Consider the following 23305-nt stretch of genomic DNA (forward strand, 5'->3'; position numbering starts at 1 on the left):
TGTTTTTATTATTGTTTTATGTGCAATATTAGGCTGGTGTATATTTCACAATTTATTTTCTTGGAAATCCTATAAAATTAATATGAGCTTTTGCTTGCTGTATGATTATACTCTAATTCTGCACAACGGGTTACTATTTACCTTCGATGTAATCCAGAACATCAACTAGCATATCGCAATAAACATCTTCAACTTTTTTCACAACCTCACCATTTTTGTTTACAAAAGAGATTGTGTACGTATCAATCCATTTTAATTGGATTCTGACCAATCCTTTATGCACAATGCCAGAACATTGAAATTGTAACCCACCTTGATATTCTTTTGATTCTGGTAATGCAATAAAAATTTTAGACCCATAAGCCATCAAAGCCCATTTATCAGCATATTTTATTTGTTCAAGGATTGTTTTAGCGATTTCCATAGTATTGTAATTATAAAGTGGAACTTGATTAATACACTACAAAGTAAAGCATTATTTTATTAAAAAGCAAGTTTTATTTTATATTTTAATTAATTAATTAAGTTTCACTTGATTAATTAACTATATTTGTAAAAAATAATCAAATGGCTGTACTAAGATTAAAGGAACTAATGACATTAAAAGGAATGTCACGAGATGAACTGTCTTCAAGAGTGGGTGTGTCACCAACAACTGTATCTAATATTTCAAGTGAAAAAAACTTACCAACTATTCAACTACTATTAAAGATAGCAGAAGCACTTGATGTTGATATAAGAGAATTGTTTGTTCCAACAATGGGAAATGTTATTACAAAAAGTGAAGTTGACGAAGCTAAAGTATTATTAGAAAAAAGCCTTCAAATTTTAAAAGGAAATGTTTAAATATGCCATATTATTATCATCAGCTATTTTATAATTAAAAACAGATTATGGGTAATATTAAAATTAGTAAACGTGAAATAACAGTTGAAAAATTTCAGTTTAGTCATACATACAGTGGTCTACTAGCTGGGTCGCCAAGTAAGGATGTTAATGAAAAAATCATGTATGATTACCAAGAAGCATTAAAAAGAGCGAATCATTTATCTGTTTTTCATTTTACTAATAACGACTATGTTTCAGATGAGGTACTAAAACCGATAATGTATACCGCATGGCTGGATGCTGACCCCATTAATGACCCCAAAAACGAATTTGATGGTAGTTGTATCGCTGTGTGTTGGTTTGGCGAAGACCAAATTGATAAGTCGATAACAGAAATTATTAAAGAAGGGTTAGCAGATTTTGACTACGAAAATAGGGCAGTAAATTATAATTTTTGAGTTAGAAAAATTTGATTGGAATAGACAAGCTGAAAATTATCAGTTTTAGTCTAACGCACACAATTATGGTAATATAATTGTGAATAATGCTCTCAATATGGGCTTATGATTTATTGGGTAACTTCTTTCAGTTTTTCCAATATTTTTACCATTGCATAAGTATCTAATTTACAATACTCCAATAAATCAATTTTAGTTTTATCAATATTTCCTTGAAATTCCCCACTGACCATTTGTGTAAATGTAGAACTTGCAGTACCACCCTCTTTTATTTCTAAATCTTGATATGAGAGTTCTGGAACCAATGCTGGTAATACATACTTAATTGAGTAACTGCCTTTCATTTCTGGAGTGTAATACCATTTTTTTTGAAATGGAATCATCAAATCTTTTAGGCGACCAATTATATTAGTAATTTCAGATGTATAGATTGGAAACATTGTAATTAAATCATTCAGTTTTCCTCTTTCAAATCCAATATTATATACCAAAATATCACCAGTGCTACCAAAATCGCTTATCAATTGTTTAACGAAGTTAATTCTAGGGTCTATATTTGGATTGGCTTCAGCTAAGTATTCTTTATGCTCTAATTAACCTTGTTCTGTTTGAATGTGCAATGAATATTGAAAACCTAATTGTTGATAAGGCTTGCTGTTGTCATAGATTGGCACAGCTGAAGTCATTGTTTCAAAATCGAGATAATACAATGGATATTCAAAGTCTTTTAAAAATTGAGTTATATTATAGTTATCAATATAAGTGCTATTGTTTAACTCACTTGTAACTTGTAAAAGTTAATTTGGATTTAGTTTGGAGTTGTTTAAGTCAATTTGTTCAAAAGTAACGATACCATTTTCATAAAGTTCAAACTTTTTTGTAGTGTATAAATTAGAAATATTAAAAATGGAATATTCTGGTATATGTTTCCAACAATGACCCATAAAATCACAACCGTAAGGTGTGGAACAATGAATTCCTATATCAATATTAGGTACAGAATCTTGAGATATTAATCTTTTAAAAGACTCAATTTGATTGGGAATTGTTGGAACAACTGTTTTAACTCTTTCCAAAACCGATTCAACTGTAAATAGTTCCTTTACATCTATATCACCGTTTTTTACATATTGATTATTTATAAAAATAATTGAAATATCTTTAAGTTCGATACCAGAATTGGTAATTACATAATATTGTATTGCAGTATCATTTATGTATGTTTCGGAAATACTTGTTGAACTTTTTACTTCATAGGCTTTCCAGCCTTCTTCATCCTTTACTAATATATCTATGGCTACTAATACACCATTAAATTGAAACGTGGCTTCATAGATAATTGACTCCCCAATTTCAATATATTCCTTTGTTTTTTTTACTGATTCTTGAATTTTAAAATGGTCTGAGGGTGACGCATCCACTCCATTGGGGAATAATTGTTGTGAAAATATTCCAACATTAGTACCTTGATTAAAAACGGCTTGCAGTTGAGAAGAAATACCATCTCTTAAATTGTAATCATGCTTGTATAAATACAATGACTTTTCACATTGTAAGCCTCTAATATAAGTTGATTTAGAAAGGATTGGTTTTTCCATAAATAATTTTGACTATAGAAATTAGCATTATTTTTTATAGTTCTGTTTTAATTATTATAATAATGCTATAAATTTCTAAATGTAAAATATTTATATTAACTCACTTTTCTTAATTGTGCGATAACTTTTTTATCAATCAATTCAGAATATTCCGCTTCAAATTTATCTTTAACAGATACATCTTTTACGCTCAACTTACTCGATAAATAACCTAATTTTCTCTTGTTTTGCTCAATCAACTCCTTCCATTCGATTATATAAATTTCAATATTTTTTTCAGATTTTATGTCATATAAAAAAGGCTTTTTATGAATTTCAGAAGCTGATTTCATTTTTGATTTTGCATAATCGTTTAGCTTCGATGAAACTAATATAAGTTTATATTTCACCTTGTCATTTGGAAGAGAACTATGTTTTTCAATTGTATAGGCATATTTGTCTATTTGATTTAATTCTTTTAGCCCTATTGAACATTTAGGTGATTTTAACTCAACAACCATTATCTCCTTTGTTTCATCATCTAAAATTTTTTCGTTAAAAAAGAATAAATCAGTAATATCATTCAACCCCTTTCCTTCTATCTCAATTAAATTCTCATCTTGTTTAGTTGGTTCGTAATTGAAATGCTTTTCTCTAATCTCATTAAATATTTTTTCTATTTTTCTATCTGACCATACATGGGGAGTACCATTATAATTTTCACCGAATATCCACAAGTTTTTTTCTAAAATTTTATGCAATTGACTTCTTTCTTTAAGAACTTTTGAAATTTCTCCGTAGGTTAATTCATGAAAAAAATCTAAAAATTCATTTTTTTCAGCCACTTGACTTGAAAAATGAACAATATCTTCTAAATCTGTTTTTTGTAATAATGAATGAAACTTATTTAAATTCTCACCATTTAAATTTAGAACTTTAGTAAATATTTCTTCTATGTGTCCATTAGAAATTGATTGATTAAGGAGTAAATAAATAAATTCTCTTATCTTATTATTTTTCTGAAGTAATTTATGTTCATCCTCTATAAGATAAGCAACTTTTTTAAAAACTATTTCATGAATTTCAGAACTTGGTTTATTTCCTTCTTTATATGGATAATATATATCCTGTTCGAGAGTGCTAATAAACTTTTCAAATCTTTTATTTTTAGCTTTAAAAAAAACATTTATAGTTTCTTTTATAAAATTTTTATATTCTATAACTTGTTGTTCTCCCAATGATTCTATATCAAGATTTCTAAACAAGTCAATAATCATTATTGGGGATTCTACATAAATAAACCAAGTGCCAAGCTCATCTGTATACCAATCCGATGAATAAGTGAATTCATGAGCTATGCTTTTAATTCCAGAGTTATCAACTTGGAAGAAAACTTTCACCTTGTTCATATCAGATTTGATATTATAGAAATAAAAAGATGTGGCATGTTCAACACCTTTTTTATCCATAAATTTATTTCTAACCAACGAAGGTTTTCCGATAACAAAGTCTTCTTTGGTAATTGAATCTCCGTTTATTGAAAAATTAACTGTATTATTAAAAATTTCGTTTGGATAGCGTTCAAAAATAGCATATTTAATATTTTTATTTAGAAAACTATCAGTAAGTTTATTTTTTTTAAAAATAGTCTCCTGTTTATTATGGTGCAGCGCATTAATAGAGACTTTGTACTCTGTAGCTATATTTCCTTTGTCATAATACTCATAATCAACATCAAACTCAATTTCATTGAATTTAACATTTTTAAGTACATTAGAATTTAAAGTAAATGAAGTTCTACTGTATTTATTTTCCGCTGAATCAAATCCAATGGTTTCAATTTTCATTTCATCACCAATTTGGAAAACTCCAAATCTACCAATCCCCTTGCCCGAAGTTTTAGAGATTGTACCAATCTCAAGAATTTTATCTGCAAATTCAGAATATGAAACACCATGACCATCATCAATAATCTCAATTTTATTAATTGGTGATTTTGAAAGTGCATTACCAACATAATTAATTTTTAATTGAATATTTTTAGCATTTGCCTGAATTGAATTGTTTAATAGTTCAGTAAGTGCTTGAAAAGTATCTTTGTAATTTGTTAGATGCTCTTTAACAATCCTAGAATTTGTTGTAATTTTTTTTCTTGATGTACTCATTTTAAATTTTATAAAATTAATTACTTAAAGCAAAATCCACCACATCACTCATTTCACTGGCAAAAATCATTTCACTACCAATAGCTTCAAAGTGTTTTTTGCCACAATCAATTTTAGCAGTTTCTTTTGGTCTTAAATCGAATAAACTGGTACTACCTTTTGATTCCACAACAAAGAATAATTTTTCCTCATTTTCATCTTTCCAAAGTACCGCCCAGTCTGGATTGTATGTTCCTAGTGGCGTATCGATTACAAACCAACTTGGTAATTTCGCATAAACGGAAATATTACTGCTGTTCTCAAATTCGGTGGCTAAAGTAGATTCTACAGTTGAATCATAAACCACGTAATCATAAGGTGATTTTTCACTCGTTTTTAGATTACTTTTTAGGTAGCCAAATAATTCTTTATTTTCGAAACGTTCTTGTTCATAGTATTCAGCATCGCCAATTTTCTTGTAGCTAATTCCATCAATGATATGCAATCGCATTTGTTCATTGATAATGTCAATACAGCCTTCAATGAATTTTTGAGGATTGACTTTGAAGTATTTCAGTTTCAAAGTTCCTGTCAGTATTTTTACGATAGACTTTCTGGTAAGCTTGGTTTCATTTTGTAAATAACTAACTATGTCTGGTAAGTTTTCTACTTCCGAATCTAATTGACTAACTTCAGTATTTGGAGTTTCTTCTGCATCAACACCACCAACGGTTATTCCAACTTTAACTTTGGTATAAATTAGTTTACCTCTTGTAATTTTCAAACTGGCATCTAATGCTCGAATGCATTCGTTTATTAAATTGTCGGAATTAAAATCAACTGAGAATGTAGTTTTGAACTTAACACGTTCCCATAATTCTTTAAACTCTGGGCTATCCAAAACTCGTTTATTGACTTTTACTTGCTTTTTGTCTGCTTGGTTTTTAACATCAAGTTTTCCCGCTGTTAATTTTAAAGTATTGAGAATTTGATTAACCACTTTGTGGTCTTCCATCAATTCTTCTGGTAGTTCTACTTTATCTTCTTTAATAGCGGTTCTTAATTTGTCTTGAACTTTTCCTTTGCTATCTATGTATTCTTTTTCGATTAGGAATTTATACAATTCTTCTGATTTTTCTTGTCCCAAGTAAATCACATCATTTATTGGGTTTCCTTCTTCATCCTCAGAATTTACAATATCCAAAACCACGTCACCAAAACTGTGACTTTCCAGCACTCCAAAACGAATTCCAGTTTCAGTTTCAATCTCTTTCTGTAGGTTGTCAACAAAATCTTTATAGGATTCTGAAGCCATTACTGTTAGGGTATTTACTTCGTGACCATACACACGTTCTCCTATTTGGTTAACACACAAACGTAAACCACGACCAATTTCTTGTCTTCTTCTAGTGTCTGAACCACCAGCTTCTTTTAGGGTGCAAATCTGGAATACGTTTGGATTATCCCATCCTTCTTTTAAAGCCGAATGCGAGAAGATAAACCTCAACTTAGAATCGAAGCTTAATAGCATTTCTTTATCACGCATGATTAAGCTATACGTGTCCTCATCAGCATTAGTAGTTCCTTTGGTATCTTTAAAGTATTCAAACTTTTCTTTTGCGTTACTCTTTTTAGATTTTTTATCTATCGAGAAATAACCATTGTGTACCTCTGAAACATTAGCCTCTGAGTCCGTTATGTCTTTGAATAAATCTTGGTATTTTGGTTTTTTGATAAGCTTTACATATTCTTTTTCGAAAATTTGGGCATAGTCACCATTTAGAGCATTTCCGTCTTCATCATATATCCTATACTTACTAACGGTATCGATAAAGAATAAGCTTAATACTTTTATCCCTTGTGGGTTTAAAATTCGCTCTTTGTCTAAATGTTCTTCTATCGTTTTACGAATCAAAGCTACTTTGATTTGTTTCTCATCAACATCACCAATGGCTTCGCCTAGCTTGATTATATCGTCTTTACTTGTAAAATCGATATACTCACTTCCAGTTACTGCATAGATATCTTTGATAATGTATCCTTGATATTCGGCTCTATCAGTCAGCTCTTCAAGGTCTTCATTTTGTTTAACTGTAACTATTTTTCTGGAAATACTTCCTTTACTGAAAATATCTAATTCCAGTTTAGCCACTGGATAGCCCTTGCTTACTTTTACTTCAACTAATCGGATGTAAGCTTCGTTATTTACCCCTTCCGTTTGTACTGAACCTACTTCAATTTGCTTGACCAGTTTTTTCTCATAAGCATCTACAGCATCAAGTTTGTACATCATATTGATTTTCTCATCCTTTTTATGGGTTGCAGAATACCTAAATATGGCTAATGGATTCAAACTTTGCACCGCCTTTTTTCTCAAAGGGGTACTCATTGTCGTTTGAGGTTCATCTATGAAAATGACTGGATGTGTATTCTTGATAAGGTCTAAAGGTTTGTAACCTAAAGAATCATTATATCGGTGGATTATATTGGCTGTTTTTTTCTCGTCTTCTGGGTTTTCAAAACTTTTTGCAAAAGCATCAATATTGATAACCATGATTTCCAAACCATCATTAGTAGAAAAATCCCTTACTTCATTAAGTTTACTACTATCGTAAATGAAAAAATTGTAGTTGAAATTATCATACAATTCTCTTAAATGCTCCTTAGTTATCTGTAATGATTTATAAACTCCTTCTTTGATTGGTATTGATGGGACTACAATAATATGCTTTGAGAATCCGTATTTTTTATACAGTTCCACTATGGTTCTCAAGTAAACATAAGTTTTACCTGTACCAGTTTCCATCTCAACGGTAAAATCTAGATTTTTTCTATTCACTTCATTTCGAGATGACGGCTTTAAACCGTTACCTAGTTGAATGTTTTGAATGTTCTCCAGCAGTTGACCTTCGGTAATTGTCATTCTATTTCCGTAACCAATATCAGTAAACCCAATATTTTGCTGTTTGGCTAAAAATTCTGGTGAATATACTGTAAAGTTAGAATCACATGATTCTTGACCTTTAAAAATATCCACAATAGCATCAATAGCTTCTTGCTGGTATCCTAACGAACTATCAAATTGTATTTTCATAACTAGATACTCTTAATTTCATGAATCCCAAAACGTTTTAAGGTTTGCACCGCATTGGTTTTTTCCACATCTGTAAAACCAGAATCTTTAAAAATAGCTCTGCAAGTTTCTGGATTGATTTGTTCTTTCCATTTACCAATTCCTTCCGCAACTTTACTGGTTATATCGTCAGCAAGGCAAATGAATAAAGCACCCAAACCTACATTGAATACTTTCTTGCCTTCAATAATTTTCTCTTCGATAGGTAAGGTTAAATCTAAACCATATTTCAAAAGAATTTCAAATAACACATCTTCTTCTGAACGGTCTGTTTTGATATTATCTTGAGAATCAAAAAGATTTTGTTCCAAGTTATCTGGATTACCATCCCATCCTTTTATATTGGAACTGTCGAGTTTGAAAACTTTAAAACCCGTATCTAAATTATTGATTGTTGATTGTAAATTATTAATTATTTCAGAGTCTTCTTTTAGCAAACTATTTTTAGCCTTTAATTTTTTTAGTTCTTCTAATTTAGAATTAACTACAGATTTTCCAGCTCTTTTAATTCGTTCTTTACCTAATTCCGTAAGAAAATGAGGTTTATTATTTTCATCAAGAAAATTTATTGCGTTTAAAATTGTTTGTTTAGTATTGTTATCAGCGTATTTTAAATTTTCATCAAGATTCTCTGGTAATTGAACCATAATGAATTTATTGTTAAAACCGTTTAAAGCATTAATTTGTAAAACTGCATCAGCGGTCGTTGATGAACCAGAGAAAAAATCTAAAACAATACTTTTTTCTAAATTAATCGATGATAGAATAGCTTTTAAAAGGGAAGTTGGTTTTGGATATGAAAAAATACTTTTGTTGTTAAAAAGATTTTCAGCTTCTATCCCTCCATCACTTTTAAAACTTACAATTGAACGTAGAAGCATATCATTAACCTCATTTAAATATTTTATAGAGCTTGGCTGAGTGTTCTCATCTTTTGCAAACCAAATTTTACCACACATAAAACTTCCATCATGTAGTTCAATAATGTTATCAAAATCAACTGCTTCATTAAAAGTTTCTTCTTTCCATCTCCAACCTCTATCTGGTATATTAACAGGTTTTTTAGTTTTTGGATGTAGAACCTCATATCGTGGCCCAAAAGTATTTGCATTTGGCCAGCTCATATTAATTTTACCCCAAAGATTATAATTTTTATCTAAAGAATTGTAAAGTGTAATGCCACGGTCATAGTCTTTTCTTTTGTAAAGTTTTTTCACCTCTTTTTCAGCTAAATTAATTAAGATTTTACTCTTTTTTAATGTTTCTGTGAGTTCAAAAATTTCATCCAATCCACCTTTAGGCATTGTGAATATATGTTCTAATTCAGAATTTTTTGTATAAATCAAGATATATTCGTGAATACTTCCAATACCCTTATCATTTTTTGGTATTCGTTTGTTCCAGATTATACATTCTACAAAATTATTCTGCCCAAATATTTCATCACACAGTTTTCTCGAATTATGTACTTCAATATTATTTATTGAAATAAAAATAACTCCATCATCAGTCAAAAGATTTCTTGCTAATTTTAGACGAGGATACATCATATTTAACCAATTAGAATGATAACGACCATCACTATCAGAGTTGGTAGTTAATTTGTTTCCTTCATCATCAATTTGACCAGAAATCTGTTGGTAATTTTTAAGATTGTCTTTGTAATTATCTTTATATACAAAGTCCTTTCCTGTATTATATGGTGGGTCAATGTAAATCATCTTCACCTTGTTGTTGTAGCTTTTTTGCAACAACTTTAGTACTTCGAGATTATCACCTTCAATGTATAAATTTTCAGTTGTATCCCAATTCACACTGTCTTCTTTGCAAGGTCTTAATGTTCCTGTGCTGGGTTTATGTGCTTCTCTACGGGCTTGTGCTTTTCCAGCCCAAGTAAAACGGTAATATTCTTCTTCCGTTTCTATTTCGTCACCTAAAACATCTTGTAACACTTTAAAATCAATTTTTCCTTCGGTAAATACTTCTGGGAAAAGTTCTTTCAATCGAGCAATATTATCATTCACTATATCTAAACTTTGAGTCAGTTCATCTCCTTTAATTATTTTTTCCATGCTTTTTATTTCTTCCAAATAGTTAATGCTGTCAACGATAAATCGGTTGCTCTATCCTCAATACTTACTTCATTCCAATCTGTTAATGAAGTGTATTTTGTAGTAATAGGCAATGTCGAAAATTGATTCAGAATCGTTTTTTTGTTTAACCATGCTGAATTACGCAATTTACTATTTAAATTTTTTGTAATTATTGTAAGATTCCCAAGTGTTAATAACTTAAAATTTCTGTGGTTTATTTCTTCACTTGTTGATACTCCATTCCAGTTTTGTTTCCACTGTTTTGGCATCATGTGTTCAACAGAAAAAGCTTGTGAAGACAAAGCCGTTAAATCATTCAGAACGGTGTTAATCTGGAATAAGGTTATGATAAATAAAATTTCTTTTGCATGTTGATTACTCAAATTCGAATTAGCAAAACCCGTTTTAAACTCCACGTCAGTAGGGAATCTACTACCGTCTTCAGTATAATCAAACAAAATATCAGAAAGTTTTTCTGCTACAGTTGTTCCAGTCGTATGCTTTAACTGCTTGATGAACGATATAAAAAGATTATTGTAGTTTTTAGTTGTTAATTTACATACTGCTCTTCGTACTAAATAACTTTCTAATAAAACTAAGCATTTTTCACGTTCTACTAAATCAGAAACGTTTTTGTAAAGAAATAAAATTAGAGGATAAATTGTTGTAATATTTAGATTCTCGATAACATGAAAAAATCGTTTCTCATTATCACTAAATCGCATATTATTTAATTCAGTACCAGAAGGTAAATTGATATAAATCTCTGCATAATTTTTTAAGGTTTCTAGGAACAGTTTTTTCTCTTGGAATGTCTTTGTGCTTAGCCATCCTTTGTAATCCTTAAACAAATGTTCTAACGAAACATCTTTTTCTTTTTCTATAAGTAAATAACAATAAAGCAATACATCAATATTTTCTCTGTAAACCCTACCAGCAGTTTTTTTAGTATTCCAAAATTTGACGGTATCATCATCGGTTTCAAATACATCTTCCCAGAATTCTTTATAAAGTGCTTTAGACTCGGCATCATTAAAGATATAATTTTTCAATAATTCTGATGTAGTTAATTTTACCCCAAGTGAGTTTATAGTATCAAAAATTTCTTGCTCATCATCGTGTAATTCTAAAACCATGTTGATAGCTGGAAATTTATGAAGTAGAGTGAAATTTAAATTAAGGATTTCTTCGTTGGTTAGCTGATTAAATTTTTCTCTGAAATATAAATAGGTACCCACAATTTTACTATCGTTAGTTTCTAAATCTTCATCATTATTGCCATCAGATTGCATTATCAAATCAAATGACTTTCGGTCTAATCTGTTATGAATAATTCGATAATGAATTTTTCCATAAGCATCTTTAAAGAATAGCGTGCTGTTTAAGTTATCAAAAAGATGTTCCGCATTTTCTTGACTCATGTCAACGCTATTGGCTAGAGCCTTGATTAACACAGAAAATGTCGTCATTCGTTGTTGACCATCAACTAAATCATATTGAGCAGTCATTTGCGTACTAGAAAGACTGTTTTTAGTTATTATGGTTCCGATAAAGTGTTCCTTTTGTGGATTCACTTTATTTTCTTCTCTAGTCTCAATTAAATCCTCATAAAGTGTCTCACAATCTTCTTTTTTCCATACATACGGTCGTTGAAAAAATGGTATTAAATACTGATTTGTACCTGTGTTAAATAGTTTAATTAGACTTTCTTTACTGATGTTCATTTATGGATATTTTGGTTTTTATATTCTGAATTTTTTTTCTCTGGTTTTGAATTTCAATGTTCAAAGATACTCTGTTATTGAGTTGTGTTACTTTTTTTATTTGGTTACTCAGTCTCGCTATTTCTTTTTCTATAGTTTCAATGGAAGCAAGCAATATTATGTCTTCTTCAGTTCTACTATGGCTTCGTTTGTTAAAACTTCCTGTGATTGAAGCAGTTTGGAACTGAACTATGGCTTGGATGTAACTTTTATAAGTGGTTTCAATATTACTTTTATCCAATGAAGAAAAATCTAACGCACTAAAAAAAGATGTTATTATTTCGTTTTTGTACAATTTTGACAATGCGGTTGTGGTACTGTAACTGTCAATGATTCGTTTGCTAGTGTCGTTTAAGTTGATACGCTTATCACAAGCATTTATGACAAAATTAGAGTCATCTTCGACAATTAAAATCATTTGGTATGGAATGTATTTCTGTAACAGAACAATACATTTAGTGGCTAATTCATCCAGTTGATTGTCAACAACGGTGCAGACAATTATCTGAATTTCTTCATATGTATAATTGTCATTCTTAACTATTGGAATGTTAGCAATGGTGGGTTTTATACTCGCTAACCAATCCATGTTAATAATGGAATTGTTTAATAGTTTTTTCTCGACAACCGACAAATCAAAGTTTTTCAGAAAGAAAGCCTTTGTCAGCTTTTTCTCTAAAACACTTCGTTCTGGAATGTTAAAAATGGTATTGTATGAAAACGACATTTATTTTATAATTAAGAAACTTATTAATTCTAAATTTTCTTCTTTGGCTAAAGCATCGCTTAACAAAGTTGTTCCGCCTGGCGTTGCTAACGAATCCAAACCAACTTCTTCTTGAACACCAACCACTTCGTGCATTGCTGTTTTTAAAAGTTTAGCATACGTTTCCATTCTTTTGTTTCCTTTTGTTTCTTTATCGAATTCCGCTATTAAATCTGGAAGTACCGTTTCATTATTCATACACAACTTTCTGAAATAATCTAGTGCTAATTTGGTTTGAGAAGCTTTCACAATATCTTCACCATCCAAACTGATATAGACTAAAAAGAACGGATATAAGATGTTGTTTTTTAGTTTTTTGGCATAGTCATCACTATTCCCTTTTAAGCAGAATATAACGCCTGTTTTAAGGCTTGGAAGATTAGATTTCACCACCGCATAAGAGCCTTTGGGAATTTGACTTAATTCTTGAAGCTGGTCATCGGAACTTTTTTCTAAATCAATTTTAAAATCATTGAACGTTAAATCTGTTATCGAAATATTTCCTTGAAAGTCTTCTAAATCAACTACTTGATTCTGCATTTGTTTCAGCTGTCTTTTACGGTATTCCAAATCTTGCATTTCAGAACTGTTTTGAGAAATAATATTATCCTCACCAGTAGCAGAAACATCCAACATGACCATTTTACCTTGAACTCTTGCTACCAAGTCAATAAAGCTGTCTAATTCCATCGTTGGGAAAAAGTTAACTAACTGAATATTTTCGTTTACAGAACCAATACGGTCAATTCTACCAAATCGTTGAATGATTCGTACTGGATTCCAGTGTATATCGTAATTGATTAAATAATCACAATCCTGTAAATTTTGCCCTTCTGAAATACAATCAGTACAAAACAAAATATCTATCTGATTCGATTCATCTGGAAAAATGGAATCTCTTTTTTTTGATTTTGGAGAAAAGTGAGTAAGGATAGAACTTAAATCAGTTCGGCATTTAGGCATATTAGTTTTATTGGTTGTAGAACCAGTTACCAATGCACTGTAAAGACCGAATTCATTTTTAAGCCATTCGTGTAATTCTTTGTGTAGATAGCTTGCAGTATCGGCAAAAGCTGTAAAAACGATTACTTTCTTATTATATTGATTTATAGGTTTTTCCAGTTTGTTCTGAATTATATTTTTTAACACCAGCAGTTTGGCATCACGTTCCACATCAATCAATTTGATGTTATTCATTAATGCAACTAAAACCGATTTATCTTGTTTTAAGTCTTGTTTCCAACGGATGATGTCAATGTCTTGAATCATTACTTTGGTTTTACCACCTACAAGTAAATCTTGAAGCTGAGTATCATCAATGTCGATGTCGGTAATATTTATGTCTAAATCTACAGCACCATTATCATGACCTTCAATTTGCTTCAAATTAGAATCAATTAACTGAATCAGTTTTTCAACGGTAAGTTTAAAAGAGTGGATAGAACTTTCTAGTCGTTTTAAGAGGTTAATACGCATTAAGTATATCAAACTCTGTTCACGGTCAACTTGTTTGAATATGCTTCCTGTATGAGTTAGCATATCGTATTTTTCTTCGTAATATTCCCTCTTATCAGCTCTAACATATCCTAAAGGGGTATAAGAGGCCAAATTTAATGTGCTTAATTCATCGTATATTTCTCCAATATCTTTAAACTGGTTTTGTCTGTCAATTTCTGGATATATAGTAATGGGTACTAAACGATTTGGAAACTTTCCAATATCAGTGGTATCGTAATATTTTTCAATATGCTTACGTGACCTTGCAATGGTAAGCATGTCCAGAATACGAAAATAGGAACCATCCAGTTGTGACATCAATTCGTTAACGTTCAAATTATTTGGGTCACCATTATTATACCAGTTGGTAAATTTTCGCTGTGCATCCTTCATCACCTGTGAAACGCTGTCAATACCATAAGAAGAGAACGCTTTATCGTCACCTTCAGTAATAAATGCAATTTGATTTTTTAAATCATTCATCTTATTGTTGACAGGAGTTGCGGAAAGCATCAGTACTTTGGTTCGGATGTTCGATTTAAGCACATCATTCATCAAACGCTTGTATCGAGTCATTCCACGCTTATTTGGATTGTTTCGGAAGTTGTGTGATTCGTCAATAACAACTAAATCATAATTCCCCCAGTTAATTGTATCCAAATTAATATCACCCGATTTTCCAGTTTCTCTAGATAGGTCGGTATGGTTTAATACATCATAGTTTAAACGGTCTTCTGCCAGAATGTTAAGTTTGTCATTACTTTGATAAACCGTCCAGTTATCACGTAATTTTTTTGGTGCCAACAATAAGATTCTATCGTTACGAAGTTGGTAATATTTCATCACCGCTAAAGCTTCAAAAGTTTTACCGAGACCTACGCTATCCGCTATGATACAACCACCATACGTTTCTATTTTTTCAATAGCACCAATAACGGCATCCTTCTGGAAGTTATACAGTAAACTCCAGATTTTAGAATTTTTAAATCCAACTTTTTCAAATTTTTCATCAGCTCTTTCATTGATTGTGGAGTAATGAAAAATCTCACGGATACTATATTTATAAATGGCTTCACCCGAAATATTAGATGTTCCTTTTTCTAAAAGTCCTTTGATGCTGTCATTTAAATTTTCTCTGCTGTTATCCCAAGCATTTTTAAATAATGCTAAATATTGATTATTAGTATCTTCAAAACCAGTAATAAAAATGGGATTATCTGAACTTAAAACACCCAAACAAACGGAATCTAAGTTCATTGGGGTCAATGAAAAACAATTTGAAACACCTTCATTTTCGACAATCAAGATATTTTGATTACCGAGACCACCTTTCCTAATTTGAATTTTATCATCAATTAAACCTATGACTTGATTGATTCGGTATTTTCTATCCAGTAAAAGATTTAATTTATTTTCAGTCTCGCTTTGAATAAAACGAAAATCATCATCGGAACCAAAGTCGTTATTCAGTAAAAAATTAATTTGTTTCGCTTTTGAAAATAACTCAATCAATTCAAATAATGCAAATCCAGTAAAGTGATTACAGCTTATATAAATATTTGATTTTGGGTTTATTAATTGCTTAACTTCATCAATTAATAGTAAATCTTGGTTATTTATAATTTTCATTCAGCAGATTGATTTAAGTTTTTTCTTTCAGAATCTCTTTTAAGCGATTCATAGAATTATTCAATTAAAAGTATAAAAATAGAATAATTATCTTATTTATTGAGGTAAATTTAAAAAATACAACCGTTTTTATCAACTGTATGAGCGTCATATCATAGGGAAGCCACTTCAGTGCTCTCAAATCGCCATTTGCAGACAAATAAACCCACAATTGTTAATAAGGTTTAAGAAAGCTAACGTGCTATTGTTAGTAAGGTTGGTACATAAAGAACGGTTTTACCCTCTCTATATTTATCTAATAAGAACAATTATTTTGCTAAAAAAAATAAAAAAAAATATTTTTTAAAATAGAGGTGTCTCTTTTCTAAGTCCAAAAAATATCCAGAATTTAGTTTAAGGTATCATACCCATATATAGTAAGGGCTACGGGGGACAGTCTGAGGAAAGAAACGAAGGGAGTCCTATGCGGGAAGGGATACATGGGAAGGGTCGGGCAGAATTTATTTTCATAATTTGCTTGACTTATTTTTAAAAATATCTATATTTATAAATGTAGGGTCTATTACTTACAGCTGGGTTCCAAGCGGTTTGCAACGCTTGGTTCTCTCCCCAGTATAAAATTGAGAGTTATTATAACAAAAGAGAGAATACATTATCATGAGTATTAAATATAAAAAATTTAGGAGTTTCCTTTTACCTAAAGAAATGGTTGATTTACTTTTCGCTTCAGCCCACGTGTCACCATTACTAGACAACAAAGAATCAGAAATCATAGTTGGATTAGCGGTCATTAATGATATTTTATCCAAATCAAATCAGAATAGGAAATTTGAAGATTATTCGTTTCATTTTATTCCGATGGCTTCTACATATCTGCAACTGAAATATGGTAATAATTATAAGAATTACTTCCATTGGTTAATTATAAGGAATATTGTTTGGAGAGATGAATCCCACGAAGGAAAAGCAACAAGTTATTATTTACATTCCATGAATGCATATTTAGACATCACTTCTCGGTTATTGAAAGAAAATGATATTAAAACAGATGAGATAAAAGAGATAATAGATACCTATTGTATAAGAGATAACATAGAAATAACCCTTGAAACGCTTACTATAAAAGGGATTGTAGGTAATCAAAAAAGTAGGATTCACGACTGCTGGTATAGAATTAAGGTGCCTATAACAAAGACTAATCGTAAGTTTCTGACCAGAGATTATGAACAAGATTCTAAATATATAAACAATGCACCGAAACACATAAAAAAAATGGGGAGTCATTATAGAAAAAACTTAGCCATAGATTATGACTCTGCAATGACTCATACTGTTAATAGATACAATAAAGAGCTTATAGAATCAAAAAACTCAAAAGACGAGAATTCTGCTTATAAACGATATTCGTCACGGGTATCGTCTATAAATGCTATTAATAATGGAAGTGTCAACAAGTCGTTGCGATTTACCAGAAACACTACCAATAACCGTTTAGATACGAATTTAACAAACATGGCTTCGGACTTGAAAGTGTTTATTATTGGATATGAAAAAATGACTTATTTAGACCTCTCAAATTCACAACCAGTATTGTTTAACATTATGCTTAAAAACTATCAAAATACTGCTTCTAAAGAGCTACAAAAGGAAATGGATTTATATTTAGATGTTACATTATCTGGAAGATGGTATGAATGGCTACAGAATCTATATGGTTTATCCAGAGATAAGTGTAAAGAAATATGGATGCAAATTGCTTATTCAAAAAATGACCATTATGTTGATGTTAAAAAGGTATTTAAGAAGGCGTTGCCAAATATTTATGTATTGATTGAAAAAATAAAAGAACAGAATCATGCCCAATTTGCAATTGATTTACAGATTATCGAAAGCAAAATATTTATTGATAAAATAAGTAGAGAATTGGTCAATCAGAATATCATACCGTACACCATTCACGATGGTCTTTTGGTACCACTTGAGCATCAACATAAAACCCTAGAGATAATGTCAGCTATTTTAGAGAAAAATATTGGAGCGGTTCCAAATATCAAAATTGAAAATTATAAATCTGGGCAAATTTAAACGGTTATTTATACTAACTAATAGTGGATATAAGCCAAAATTAAAATCTAATCTTGTTAGCGAAAGTCACCCCATAGTTGTAAAATTGTACTTCAGAATTAACTCTGGAGCATAAAAAACAGAAAATTAAAATAATCTTGTAAGATAAGTTGTCAATAACTAATTATAACTTATTGATTTTTAATAATTTATTATGTGTACTTTTAATTATTATTAATCAATAAACCGTATTAAAAAATGGCTAAAATTTCAACATTCTACAGTAAAAAACAAACTGTTCATCACAACAACAGCAGTTGTACAGAAGGTAACAATATTGAAAAAGAAAATTTGCAATCTGGAACAGGTGGAAAACCTCTATGCAGTCATTGTAGTAAACTTTAAATTTTAAGAAGCCGCTCTAGGAGCGGCTTCATTATTTTTTGATATTAATTAAAATTGAAAATTGGTTATGAAATTATAATCCATTTTATTACTGGCATAAAGCCTTATTGTATCAATTAATATTGGGACTATTGGTTTTATATCAACTCTGTATCTGATTTTTGGTGGATATTTTTTACCATCAAAACAACCGCTTACCACAATTTTTGAATTCATGTTAATATTTAATTTAAAGAGGTCTCTTTTTATGTTTTTAGAGGCAATTTGGGGGATAATTTTCGGTGTAAATGGATTATATGATTCCCACAGATAATCTAAACTTTTATCTTTTAGTTGGTTTTCAATTATCATTATTACCTCTGAAATCATTTCTTTAATTTCTATTGATTCTCTGCAATTATGATTATAATCCCCTATGTCAAAATTCCGTTGGCAAATGATTTTATCATTTAGTAGTAATGTGAAATCAAATTTTTGTTGATTTAAATTTTTCATGATTTATAGTTTTTATGAATAAAACTATATTAATAGATTGGATATCAGCAGTGATAATGTTTAACATGCCAATCAAAATTTAACAATTGAAATCGGAAACTTTAAATTTGAAATAAAGAAAATTTAGAGGAAGAGTAACTAATATAGGCTAATCATAATTGATTAGCTTTTTTTATTACTTTTATAAAACGAAATTTAAAAATTAGAAATAATGACACAACACACAATCATACTGACCACGCCAAAAATTGAAATTCCAGCAACTAATATAATTGAGTTCACAAAAGAATTAATTTCTGCCAATCTAACCAACATTGATTATTTTGGGGTTGAACTGGATAACAGCATAGATTACATTGATGAAGAAATGCAAGCAAAACTTGATAATTCAACTTTTCTAACATTCCATTTTACAGCTGATGCAATAGATTATATTATACTAAATGAAGATAATACAATTAACTTATTGTTCAAACTTTTGAATAACAATGAAATTGGTCAAATTATTATTGATGAAAAAGATATAGAAATTTATATTAACGAAGGTCTATTATCGTAACATTAACTTTACTAAAATAAATTTAAATATCAGCAGATAAAATTGGAATTAATTCTTTCCTTTTAACATTAAATAATTCATTTATCTTTTCAGTAGATATATTATCATTTCCAGCCAAAATGTTTAAAATATAATCACTTAATATTTCTTGAAATCTAATAATATGAGCATCAACAACACAATTTCCTTCCAACATCTCATTTGGATAAATATATTGAGTTAATTATTTCAAACAATTTAAATTTTTCAAAAAATAAGCTTTAAAATCATCATTTGTTAGTACCTTGAAATAGTCCATTGTCACTGTGTTTTAAACGCTATTAAATTTGGCTGGTAGTTAGGGTAAGCAAAATCTTTAATTGAAATAGAATCATCCAACCACTTTTTTTCATCTATTTTTTTAAGCATAACTGGCATTCTTTTTTTGTGGTTATGCACATACTGCATAGTTTTATCAGCTTCAGTTGTTAAGATAGTATATGTATGTAATAATTCGCCTGTTGCTATATTTTCCCAATTTGAGTATAACCCCGCCAAACAAAAAATTTCATCTTCTTGTGAATTTATAATATACTTTTCTTTTTCCTTACCTTTTGAATCGTTCCAATGCCATTCAAAATAACCAGTTATAATGACTAAACATCTATCATTTATACTGTTTTTAAACGATGGCTTTTCTTCAACAGTTTCTATACGGGCATTAAGTGTGTTTTTCCTAATTTCATCATCTTTAGCCCAAGAAGGTATTAAACCCCAAGTAAAATTTGTAAAAATAATATTTGGTTTATCATCAATTATTACTGGTAGGTTAGGATAACTAAATCCGTTAACAAAATCAGATTTTACAAACTTTTCTCGATTATCAACCCTAGCAGATAATCTTGTTTCAACTTCATTAAATAATGCTACTTGTTGAGTAAAAAAACACATATCTATTTACAGTTAATAGTTATTATATCTTTTAAATTAGTTGAATAACATGGTGATAAACTTTCTTGTTTCATTTTCCATTTTCTTTTTAAATCTTGTCCACCAAATTTAACTTTATCACCCAACTTAATATTCATTTTATCCAATACATTCATCAACACTTTATGTTTTGGATTTTCATATTCAAACATACTTAATTGCTGGGTTTCATCTTGACTAATTCCCATCAAAATAACACCAGCCTTTTTGTAACTATATCCTTCTTTGTAAATGGAATTTAAAGCCATTTGAGCGTATTTATTTAATTCAAATGTTGATGACGTTGGAAATGGTAATTTCACGGTTTTATAACCGCTATACTGTGGTAAATCTAGTCTAAATCTATTTGTGTAAATAAAAACTTGAATCAATTCACAATTACTTTTTTGATTTCTTAACTTAACAGAAGCTAATGAAGCAAATGTTGAAACACGTTCACGCAATTCATCTTGCGTTTTCATCATTACATCAAAACTTCGTGTTGTTGCAATGTTTTGTTTAGGTTTAATATCTTCAAAATTTATTGTTGGCACACCTTCTAAGTCTTTTTTAAGACGTAAACCAACAACCGTAAAATATTTGATAACGTAAGAATCACTTAATTGTGTGAATTGGTAAGCATTGGTAACACCAACTGATTGAAGTCTTTTAGAAAACTGTCTACCTATACCCCAAACATCTTCAATTTCAGTCCATTTAAGGGCTTTAATTCTCTTTTCTTCACTATCAATTATGTAGTAGTTTTGTGTGCGTTCTGGATACTTCTTTGCAATCTTATTGGCAACCTTTGCTAATGCTTTAGTCGGAGCAAAACCAACTGAAATTGGTATGCCTACCCCTTTTTTTACTATACGGTGCATTTCCAAACCAATCTGATTAAAATCAAAATACTTAAACCCATTAAACTTTAAAAATGCTTCATCAATTGAATAAACTTCAACATCTGGTGAGAACTCTTTTATCAAGGTCATTACCCTGTTTGATAAGTCACCATAAAGTGTATAATTAGATGAACAAACAACAATATCATGTTGCCTAATTAAATCACTAATTTGAAAAATTGGCACACCCATTTTAACACCTAAAGCTTTACTTTCATTTGACCGAGCAACAACACACCCATCATTGTTACTTAAAACAACAATTGGTTTATTTCTTAGACTGGGTTTGAACACCCGTTCACAACTAGCATAAAAGTTATTGCAATCAATTAAAGCATACATAGCTATTTTCTTTTACGGTGGTATTTCAGAGTATTAATTACAATACCCCAGATTTGAAATGATTCATTATCTGTTATTTGGATTGGTTTGTAATTATCATTTTCTGGTATTAACCAAACACAATCTTTTTCAACCCGTAATCGTTTAAGTGTAAATTCATCATAAATAAGGCAAACTGCAATATCACCATCTTCTGGTTCTAGTAGCCTATCAACAGCAATAATATCATTATTAGAAATACCCGCACCTTCCATTGATGAACCGCTAACTCTGGCACAAAATATAGTTGATGGTGATGTTCCAAATACTTCTTTATCAAAACTGATTTTAAGCTCTTGGAAGTCATCCGCTGGTGATGGAAATCCAGCAGAAATGCCATAGTCAAAAAAAGGGACTTCATTTATTGAAGTCAAATCCGATGATAAAAATTCAAGCGTCACATTATCAATATTTCTTACTTTCATTTTCAATTTCATTTTGAGAATACAAAGTTACTCAAAATGAAAATTTGAAATAGATATTAAAAAGTTAATGTTGATAAATTGAATTGATACCTTTTAATAAAATTATTTATTAAATATTTAATCTTCCCAACCACATAAACTGTAACCACTTTTTTTAGCATCATCTAATGGTACTATTGAAATAGTATGTGTGCAAGCACTTAAACCTCTACAACTTTTAGAATAGTGATATTTACTGGCGGTCTTACTAACACATATGTAAACATCATCAGTATGGTTTGATAAATTGAACAATAATATTGAAACCAACATAAAAAAAAACTTCATAATTAACTGGTTATCAATTTTAAAATATTATTTTATTGTCACATATTAAACAAATCCAGTTTTTTATATAACATCATTAGCTGGATTAAAATAACGATTACCGCAACAAACATAATTATTTTATACATCATTTTTGATTCCTTATTCATCTTATATTTTTACTATTGTTATACGTTTGTTGTACAATTTATTTATTATATTAACTAAGTATTTGCTTGTTAGCTATTTATAATCATTTATATCTGTCCTTTGACATCCGAAAAATCAAATTCAGGGAAATCTAAATCTTTATAGAATTCGGCTCTGGTGTCAATTGTTGTTGGTTCCAGCGTTCCTTTTCCCTCAAAAAAATCAATAACTTCTTGTACATTTTCAATTCCGTATACATTTAATCCACTAACAATCGCGGCCTCTTTTACATTTTGTTTCGGGAGAAAAAAACCTTTAAATCCTTCCTCTTTGGCTTTAATGGCAATGGGCAAAGCACCTCGTATCGGTTGAAGGCTGCCATCCAGGGAAAGTTCTCCCATAATGATGTACCTGTCTACCTCCTCAGCTTTTATTTGACCCGAAGCGACTAGAATTCCAATGGTTAAAGTCAAGTCATAAGCAGAACCTTCTTTACGCAAATCAGCTGGAGCCATATTGATGGTGATTTTTTTACCAGGCATCGCGTATCCGTTATTTTTGAGAGCCGCCGCAATCCTGTAACTGCTCTCCTTAATAGCATTATCTGGCAAACCAACTAAATGATAACCAATCCCTTTGTCAATATTTACCTCTACGGTAATTGTCGTGGCCTCCACTCCAAAAACAGCACTTCCAAAAATTTTAACTAACATATTTACTTATTTGATTCTAAAATTAGCTAAACATTTTTAATTATTATACTTATTCCTACAAAATTTAAA

At 30.1% G+C, this 23305-nt stretch carries 16 protein-coding genes and 2 pseudogenes; 4 read left to right on the forward strand and 14 right to left on the reverse strand.

Annotated features, from left to right (window positions below; translation table 11 throughout):
* Window positions 1-133: 133 nt before the first annotated feature.
* Window positions 134-424, reverse strand: coding sequence for a hypothetical protein (locus ACNQGD_RS12330; protein ID WP_417999492.1), 291 nt, complete (start codon window positions 422-424; stop codon window positions 134-136).
* Between the two features lie 143 nt (window positions 425-567).
* On the opposite strand from ACNQGD_RS12330, the gene ACNQGD_RS12335 reads away from it, so the two are divergent.
* Window positions 568-846, forward strand: coding sequence for a helix-turn-helix domain-containing protein (locus ACNQGD_RS12335; RefSeq protein WP_417999493.1), 279 nt, complete (start codon window positions 568-570; stop codon window positions 844-846).
* Between the two features lie 47 nt (window positions 847-893).
* The gene (locus ACNQGD_RS12340; protein ID WP_417999494.1) at window positions 894-1286 is read left to right on the forward strand and encodes a hypothetical protein; all 393 of its coding nucleotides are present in this window, start codon (window positions 894-896) and stop codon (window positions 1284-1286) included.
* Window positions 1287-1396: 110 nt separating this feature from the next.
* Here the strand turns inward: ACNQGD_RS12340 and ACNQGD_RS12345 are convergent.
* The 8 genes and pseudogenes from ACNQGD_RS12345 to ACNQGD_RS12380 form a co-directional block, all read right to left on the reverse strand.
* Window positions 1397-1996, reverse strand: a pseudogene (locus tag ACNQGD_RS12345) (DUF2779 domain-containing protein).
* Between the two features lie 87 nt (window positions 1997-2083).
* Window positions 2084-2884, reverse strand: a complete 801-nt coding sequence (locus tag ACNQGD_RS12350; protein ID WP_417999495.1) for a hypothetical protein — start codon at window positions 2882-2884, stop codon at window positions 2084-2086.
* Between the two features lie 95 nt (window positions 2885-2979).
* Complete coding sequence (locus ACNQGD_RS12355) at window positions 2980-5028, reverse strand: ATP-binding protein (RefSeq protein WP_417999496.1); 2049 nt, start codon at window positions 5026-5028, stop codon at window positions 2980-2982.
* 16 nt (window positions 5029-5044) lie between these two features.
* Window positions 5045-8101 (reverse strand): type III restriction-modification system endonuclease, encoded by a 3057-nt coding sequence (locus ACNQGD_RS12360; protein ID WP_417999497.1) that lies wholly within the window; start codon window positions 8099-8101, stop codon window positions 5045-5047.
* Window positions 8102-8103: 2 nt separating this feature from the next.
* Window positions 8104-10212, reverse strand: coding sequence for a site-specific DNA-methyltransferase (locus tag ACNQGD_RS12365; protein WP_417999498.1), 2109 nt, complete (start codon window positions 10210-10212; stop codon window positions 8104-8106).
* A 5-nt stretch (window positions 10213-10217) separates the two neighbouring features.
* Window positions 10218-11957, reverse strand: coding sequence for a DUF262 domain-containing protein (locus ACNQGD_RS12370; RefSeq protein ID WP_417999499.1), 1740 nt, complete (start codon window positions 11955-11957; stop codon window positions 10218-10220).
* A complete protein-coding gene (locus tag ACNQGD_RS12375; RefSeq protein ID WP_417999500.1) occupies window positions 11944-12723 on the reverse strand; it encodes a DUF4391 domain-containing protein in 780 nt (259 codons plus the stop codon). Before ACNQGD_RS12375 ends, ACNQGD_RS12370 begins: the two co-directional genes overlap by 14 nt.
* Complete coding sequence (locus ACNQGD_RS12380; protein WP_417999501.1) at window positions 12724-15888, reverse strand: helicase-related protein; 3165 nt, start codon at window positions 15886-15888, stop codon at window positions 12724-12726.
* Between the two features lie 735 nt (window positions 15889-16623).
* Between ACNQGD_RS12380 and ACNQGD_RS12385 the strand changes: the two genes are divergently transcribed.
* Window positions 16624-17973, forward strand: coding sequence for a hypothetical protein (locus tag ACNQGD_RS12385; RefSeq protein ID WP_417999502.1), 1350 nt, complete (start codon window positions 16624-16626; stop codon window positions 17971-17973).
* Window positions 17974-18405: 432 nt separating this feature from the next.
* Here ACNQGD_RS12385 and ACNQGD_RS12390 read toward each other — a convergent pair whose 3' ends face one another.
* The gene (locus ACNQGD_RS12390) at window positions 18406-18852 is read right to left on the reverse strand and encodes a hypothetical protein (RefSeq protein WP_417999503.1); all 447 of its coding nucleotides are present in this window, start codon (window positions 18850-18852) and stop codon (window positions 18406-18408) included.
* Between the two features lie 211 nt (window positions 18853-19063).
* Between ACNQGD_RS12390 and ACNQGD_RS12395 the strand changes: the two genes are divergently transcribed.
* The gene (locus ACNQGD_RS12395; RefSeq protein ID WP_417999504.1) at window positions 19064-19411 is read left to right on the forward strand and encodes a hypothetical protein; all 348 of its coding nucleotides are present in this window, start codon (window positions 19064-19066) and stop codon (window positions 19409-19411) included.
* 300 nt (window positions 19412-19711) lie between these two features.
* On the opposite strand, the gene ACNQGD_RS12400 is transcribed toward ACNQGD_RS12395, so the two are convergent.
* The 4 genes and pseudogenes from ACNQGD_RS12400 to ACNQGD_RS12415 form a co-directional block, all read right to left on the reverse strand.
* A complete protein-coding gene (locus ACNQGD_RS12400; protein ID WP_417999505.1) occupies window positions 19712-20341 on the reverse strand; it encodes an SOS response-associated peptidase in 630 nt (209 codons plus the stop codon).
* Window positions 20342-20343: 2 nt separating this feature from the next.
* Entirely contained in the window at window positions 20344-21603 is a 1260-nt protein-coding gene (locus ACNQGD_RS12405; protein ID WP_417999506.1) for a Y-family DNA polymerase, read from the reverse strand.
* 2 nt (window positions 21604-21605) lie between these two features.
* Window positions 21606-22067 carry a LexA family protein gene (locus ACNQGD_RS12410; protein WP_417999507.1) on the reverse strand — a complete coding sequence of 154 codons (462 nt, stop codon included), beginning with the start codon at window positions 22065-22067 and terminating at the stop codon, window positions 21606-21608.
* A 569-nt stretch (window positions 22068-22636) separates the two neighbouring features.
* A pseudogene (locus tag ACNQGD_RS12415) lies at window positions 22637-23236 on the reverse strand (magnesium chelatase domain-containing protein); the annotation flags it as partial.
* Between the last annotated feature and the right edge of the window lie 69 nt (window positions 23237-23305).

Source organism: Flavobacterium glucosi, from assembly GCF_048286535.1.
Classification (GTDB): domain Bacteria; phylum Bacteroidota; class Bacteroidia; order Flavobacteriales; family Flavobacteriaceae; genus Flavobacterium.

Bases quoted from the DNA above. Each gene is read 5' to 3' on its own strand.
- ACNQGD_RS12335 (WP_417999493.1), top strand. From the start codon at position 568: ATGGCTGTACTAAGATTAAAGGAACTAATGACATTAAAAGGAATGTCA.
- ACNQGD_RS12350 (WP_417999495.1), bottom strand. From the start codon at position 2,884: ATGGAAAAACCAATCCTTTCTAAATCAACTTATATTAGAGGCTTACAA.
- ACNQGD_RS12390 (WP_417999503.1), bottom strand. From the start codon at position 18,852: ATGAAAAATTTAAATCAACAAAAATTTGATTTCACATTACTACTAAAT.
- ACNQGD_RS12405 (WP_417999506.1), bottom strand. From the start codon at position 21,603: ATGTATGCTTTAATTGATTGCAATAACTTTTATGCTAGTTGTGAACGG.
- ACNQGD_RS12395 (WP_417999504.1), top strand. From the start codon at position 19,064: ATGACACAACACACAATCATACTGACCACGCCAAAAATTGAAATTCCA.
- ACNQGD_RS12330 (WP_417999492.1), bottom strand. From the start codon at position 424: ATGGAAATCGCTAAAACAATCCTTGAACAAATAAAATATGCTGATAAA.
- ACNQGD_RS12340 (WP_417999494.1), top strand. From the start codon at position 894: ATGGGTAATATTAAAATTAGTAAACGTGAAATAACAGTTGAAAAATTT.
- ACNQGD_RS12375 (WP_417999500.1), bottom strand. From the start codon at position 12,723: ATGTCGTTTTCATACAATACCATTTTTAACATTCCAGAACGAAGTGTT.
- ACNQGD_RS12360 (WP_417999497.1), bottom strand. From the start codon at position 8,101: ATGAAAATACAATTTGATAGTTCGTTAGGATACCAGCAAGAAGCTATT.
- ACNQGD_RS12410 (WP_417999507.1), bottom strand. From the start codon at position 22,067: ATGAAAGTAAGAAATATTGATAATGTGACGCTTGAATTTTTATCATCG.
- ACNQGD_RS12365 (WP_417999498.1), bottom strand. From the start codon at position 10,212: ATGGAAAAAATAATTAAAGGAGATGAACTGACTCAAAGTTTAGATATA.
- ACNQGD_RS12400 (WP_417999505.1), bottom strand. From the start codon at position 20,341: ATGTGTTTTTTTACTCAACAAGTAGCATTATTTAATGAAGTTGAAACA.
- ACNQGD_RS12355 (WP_417999496.1), bottom strand. From the start codon at position 5,028: ATGAGTACATCAAGAAAAAAAATTACAACAAATTCTAGGATTGTTAAA.
- ACNQGD_RS12370 (WP_417999499.1), bottom strand. From the start codon at position 11,957: ATGAACATCAGTAAAGAAAGTCTAATTAAACTATTTAACACAGGTACA.
- ACNQGD_RS12380 (WP_417999501.1), bottom strand. From the start codon at position 15,888: ATGAAAATTATAAATAACCAAGATTTACTATTAATTGATGAAGTTAAG.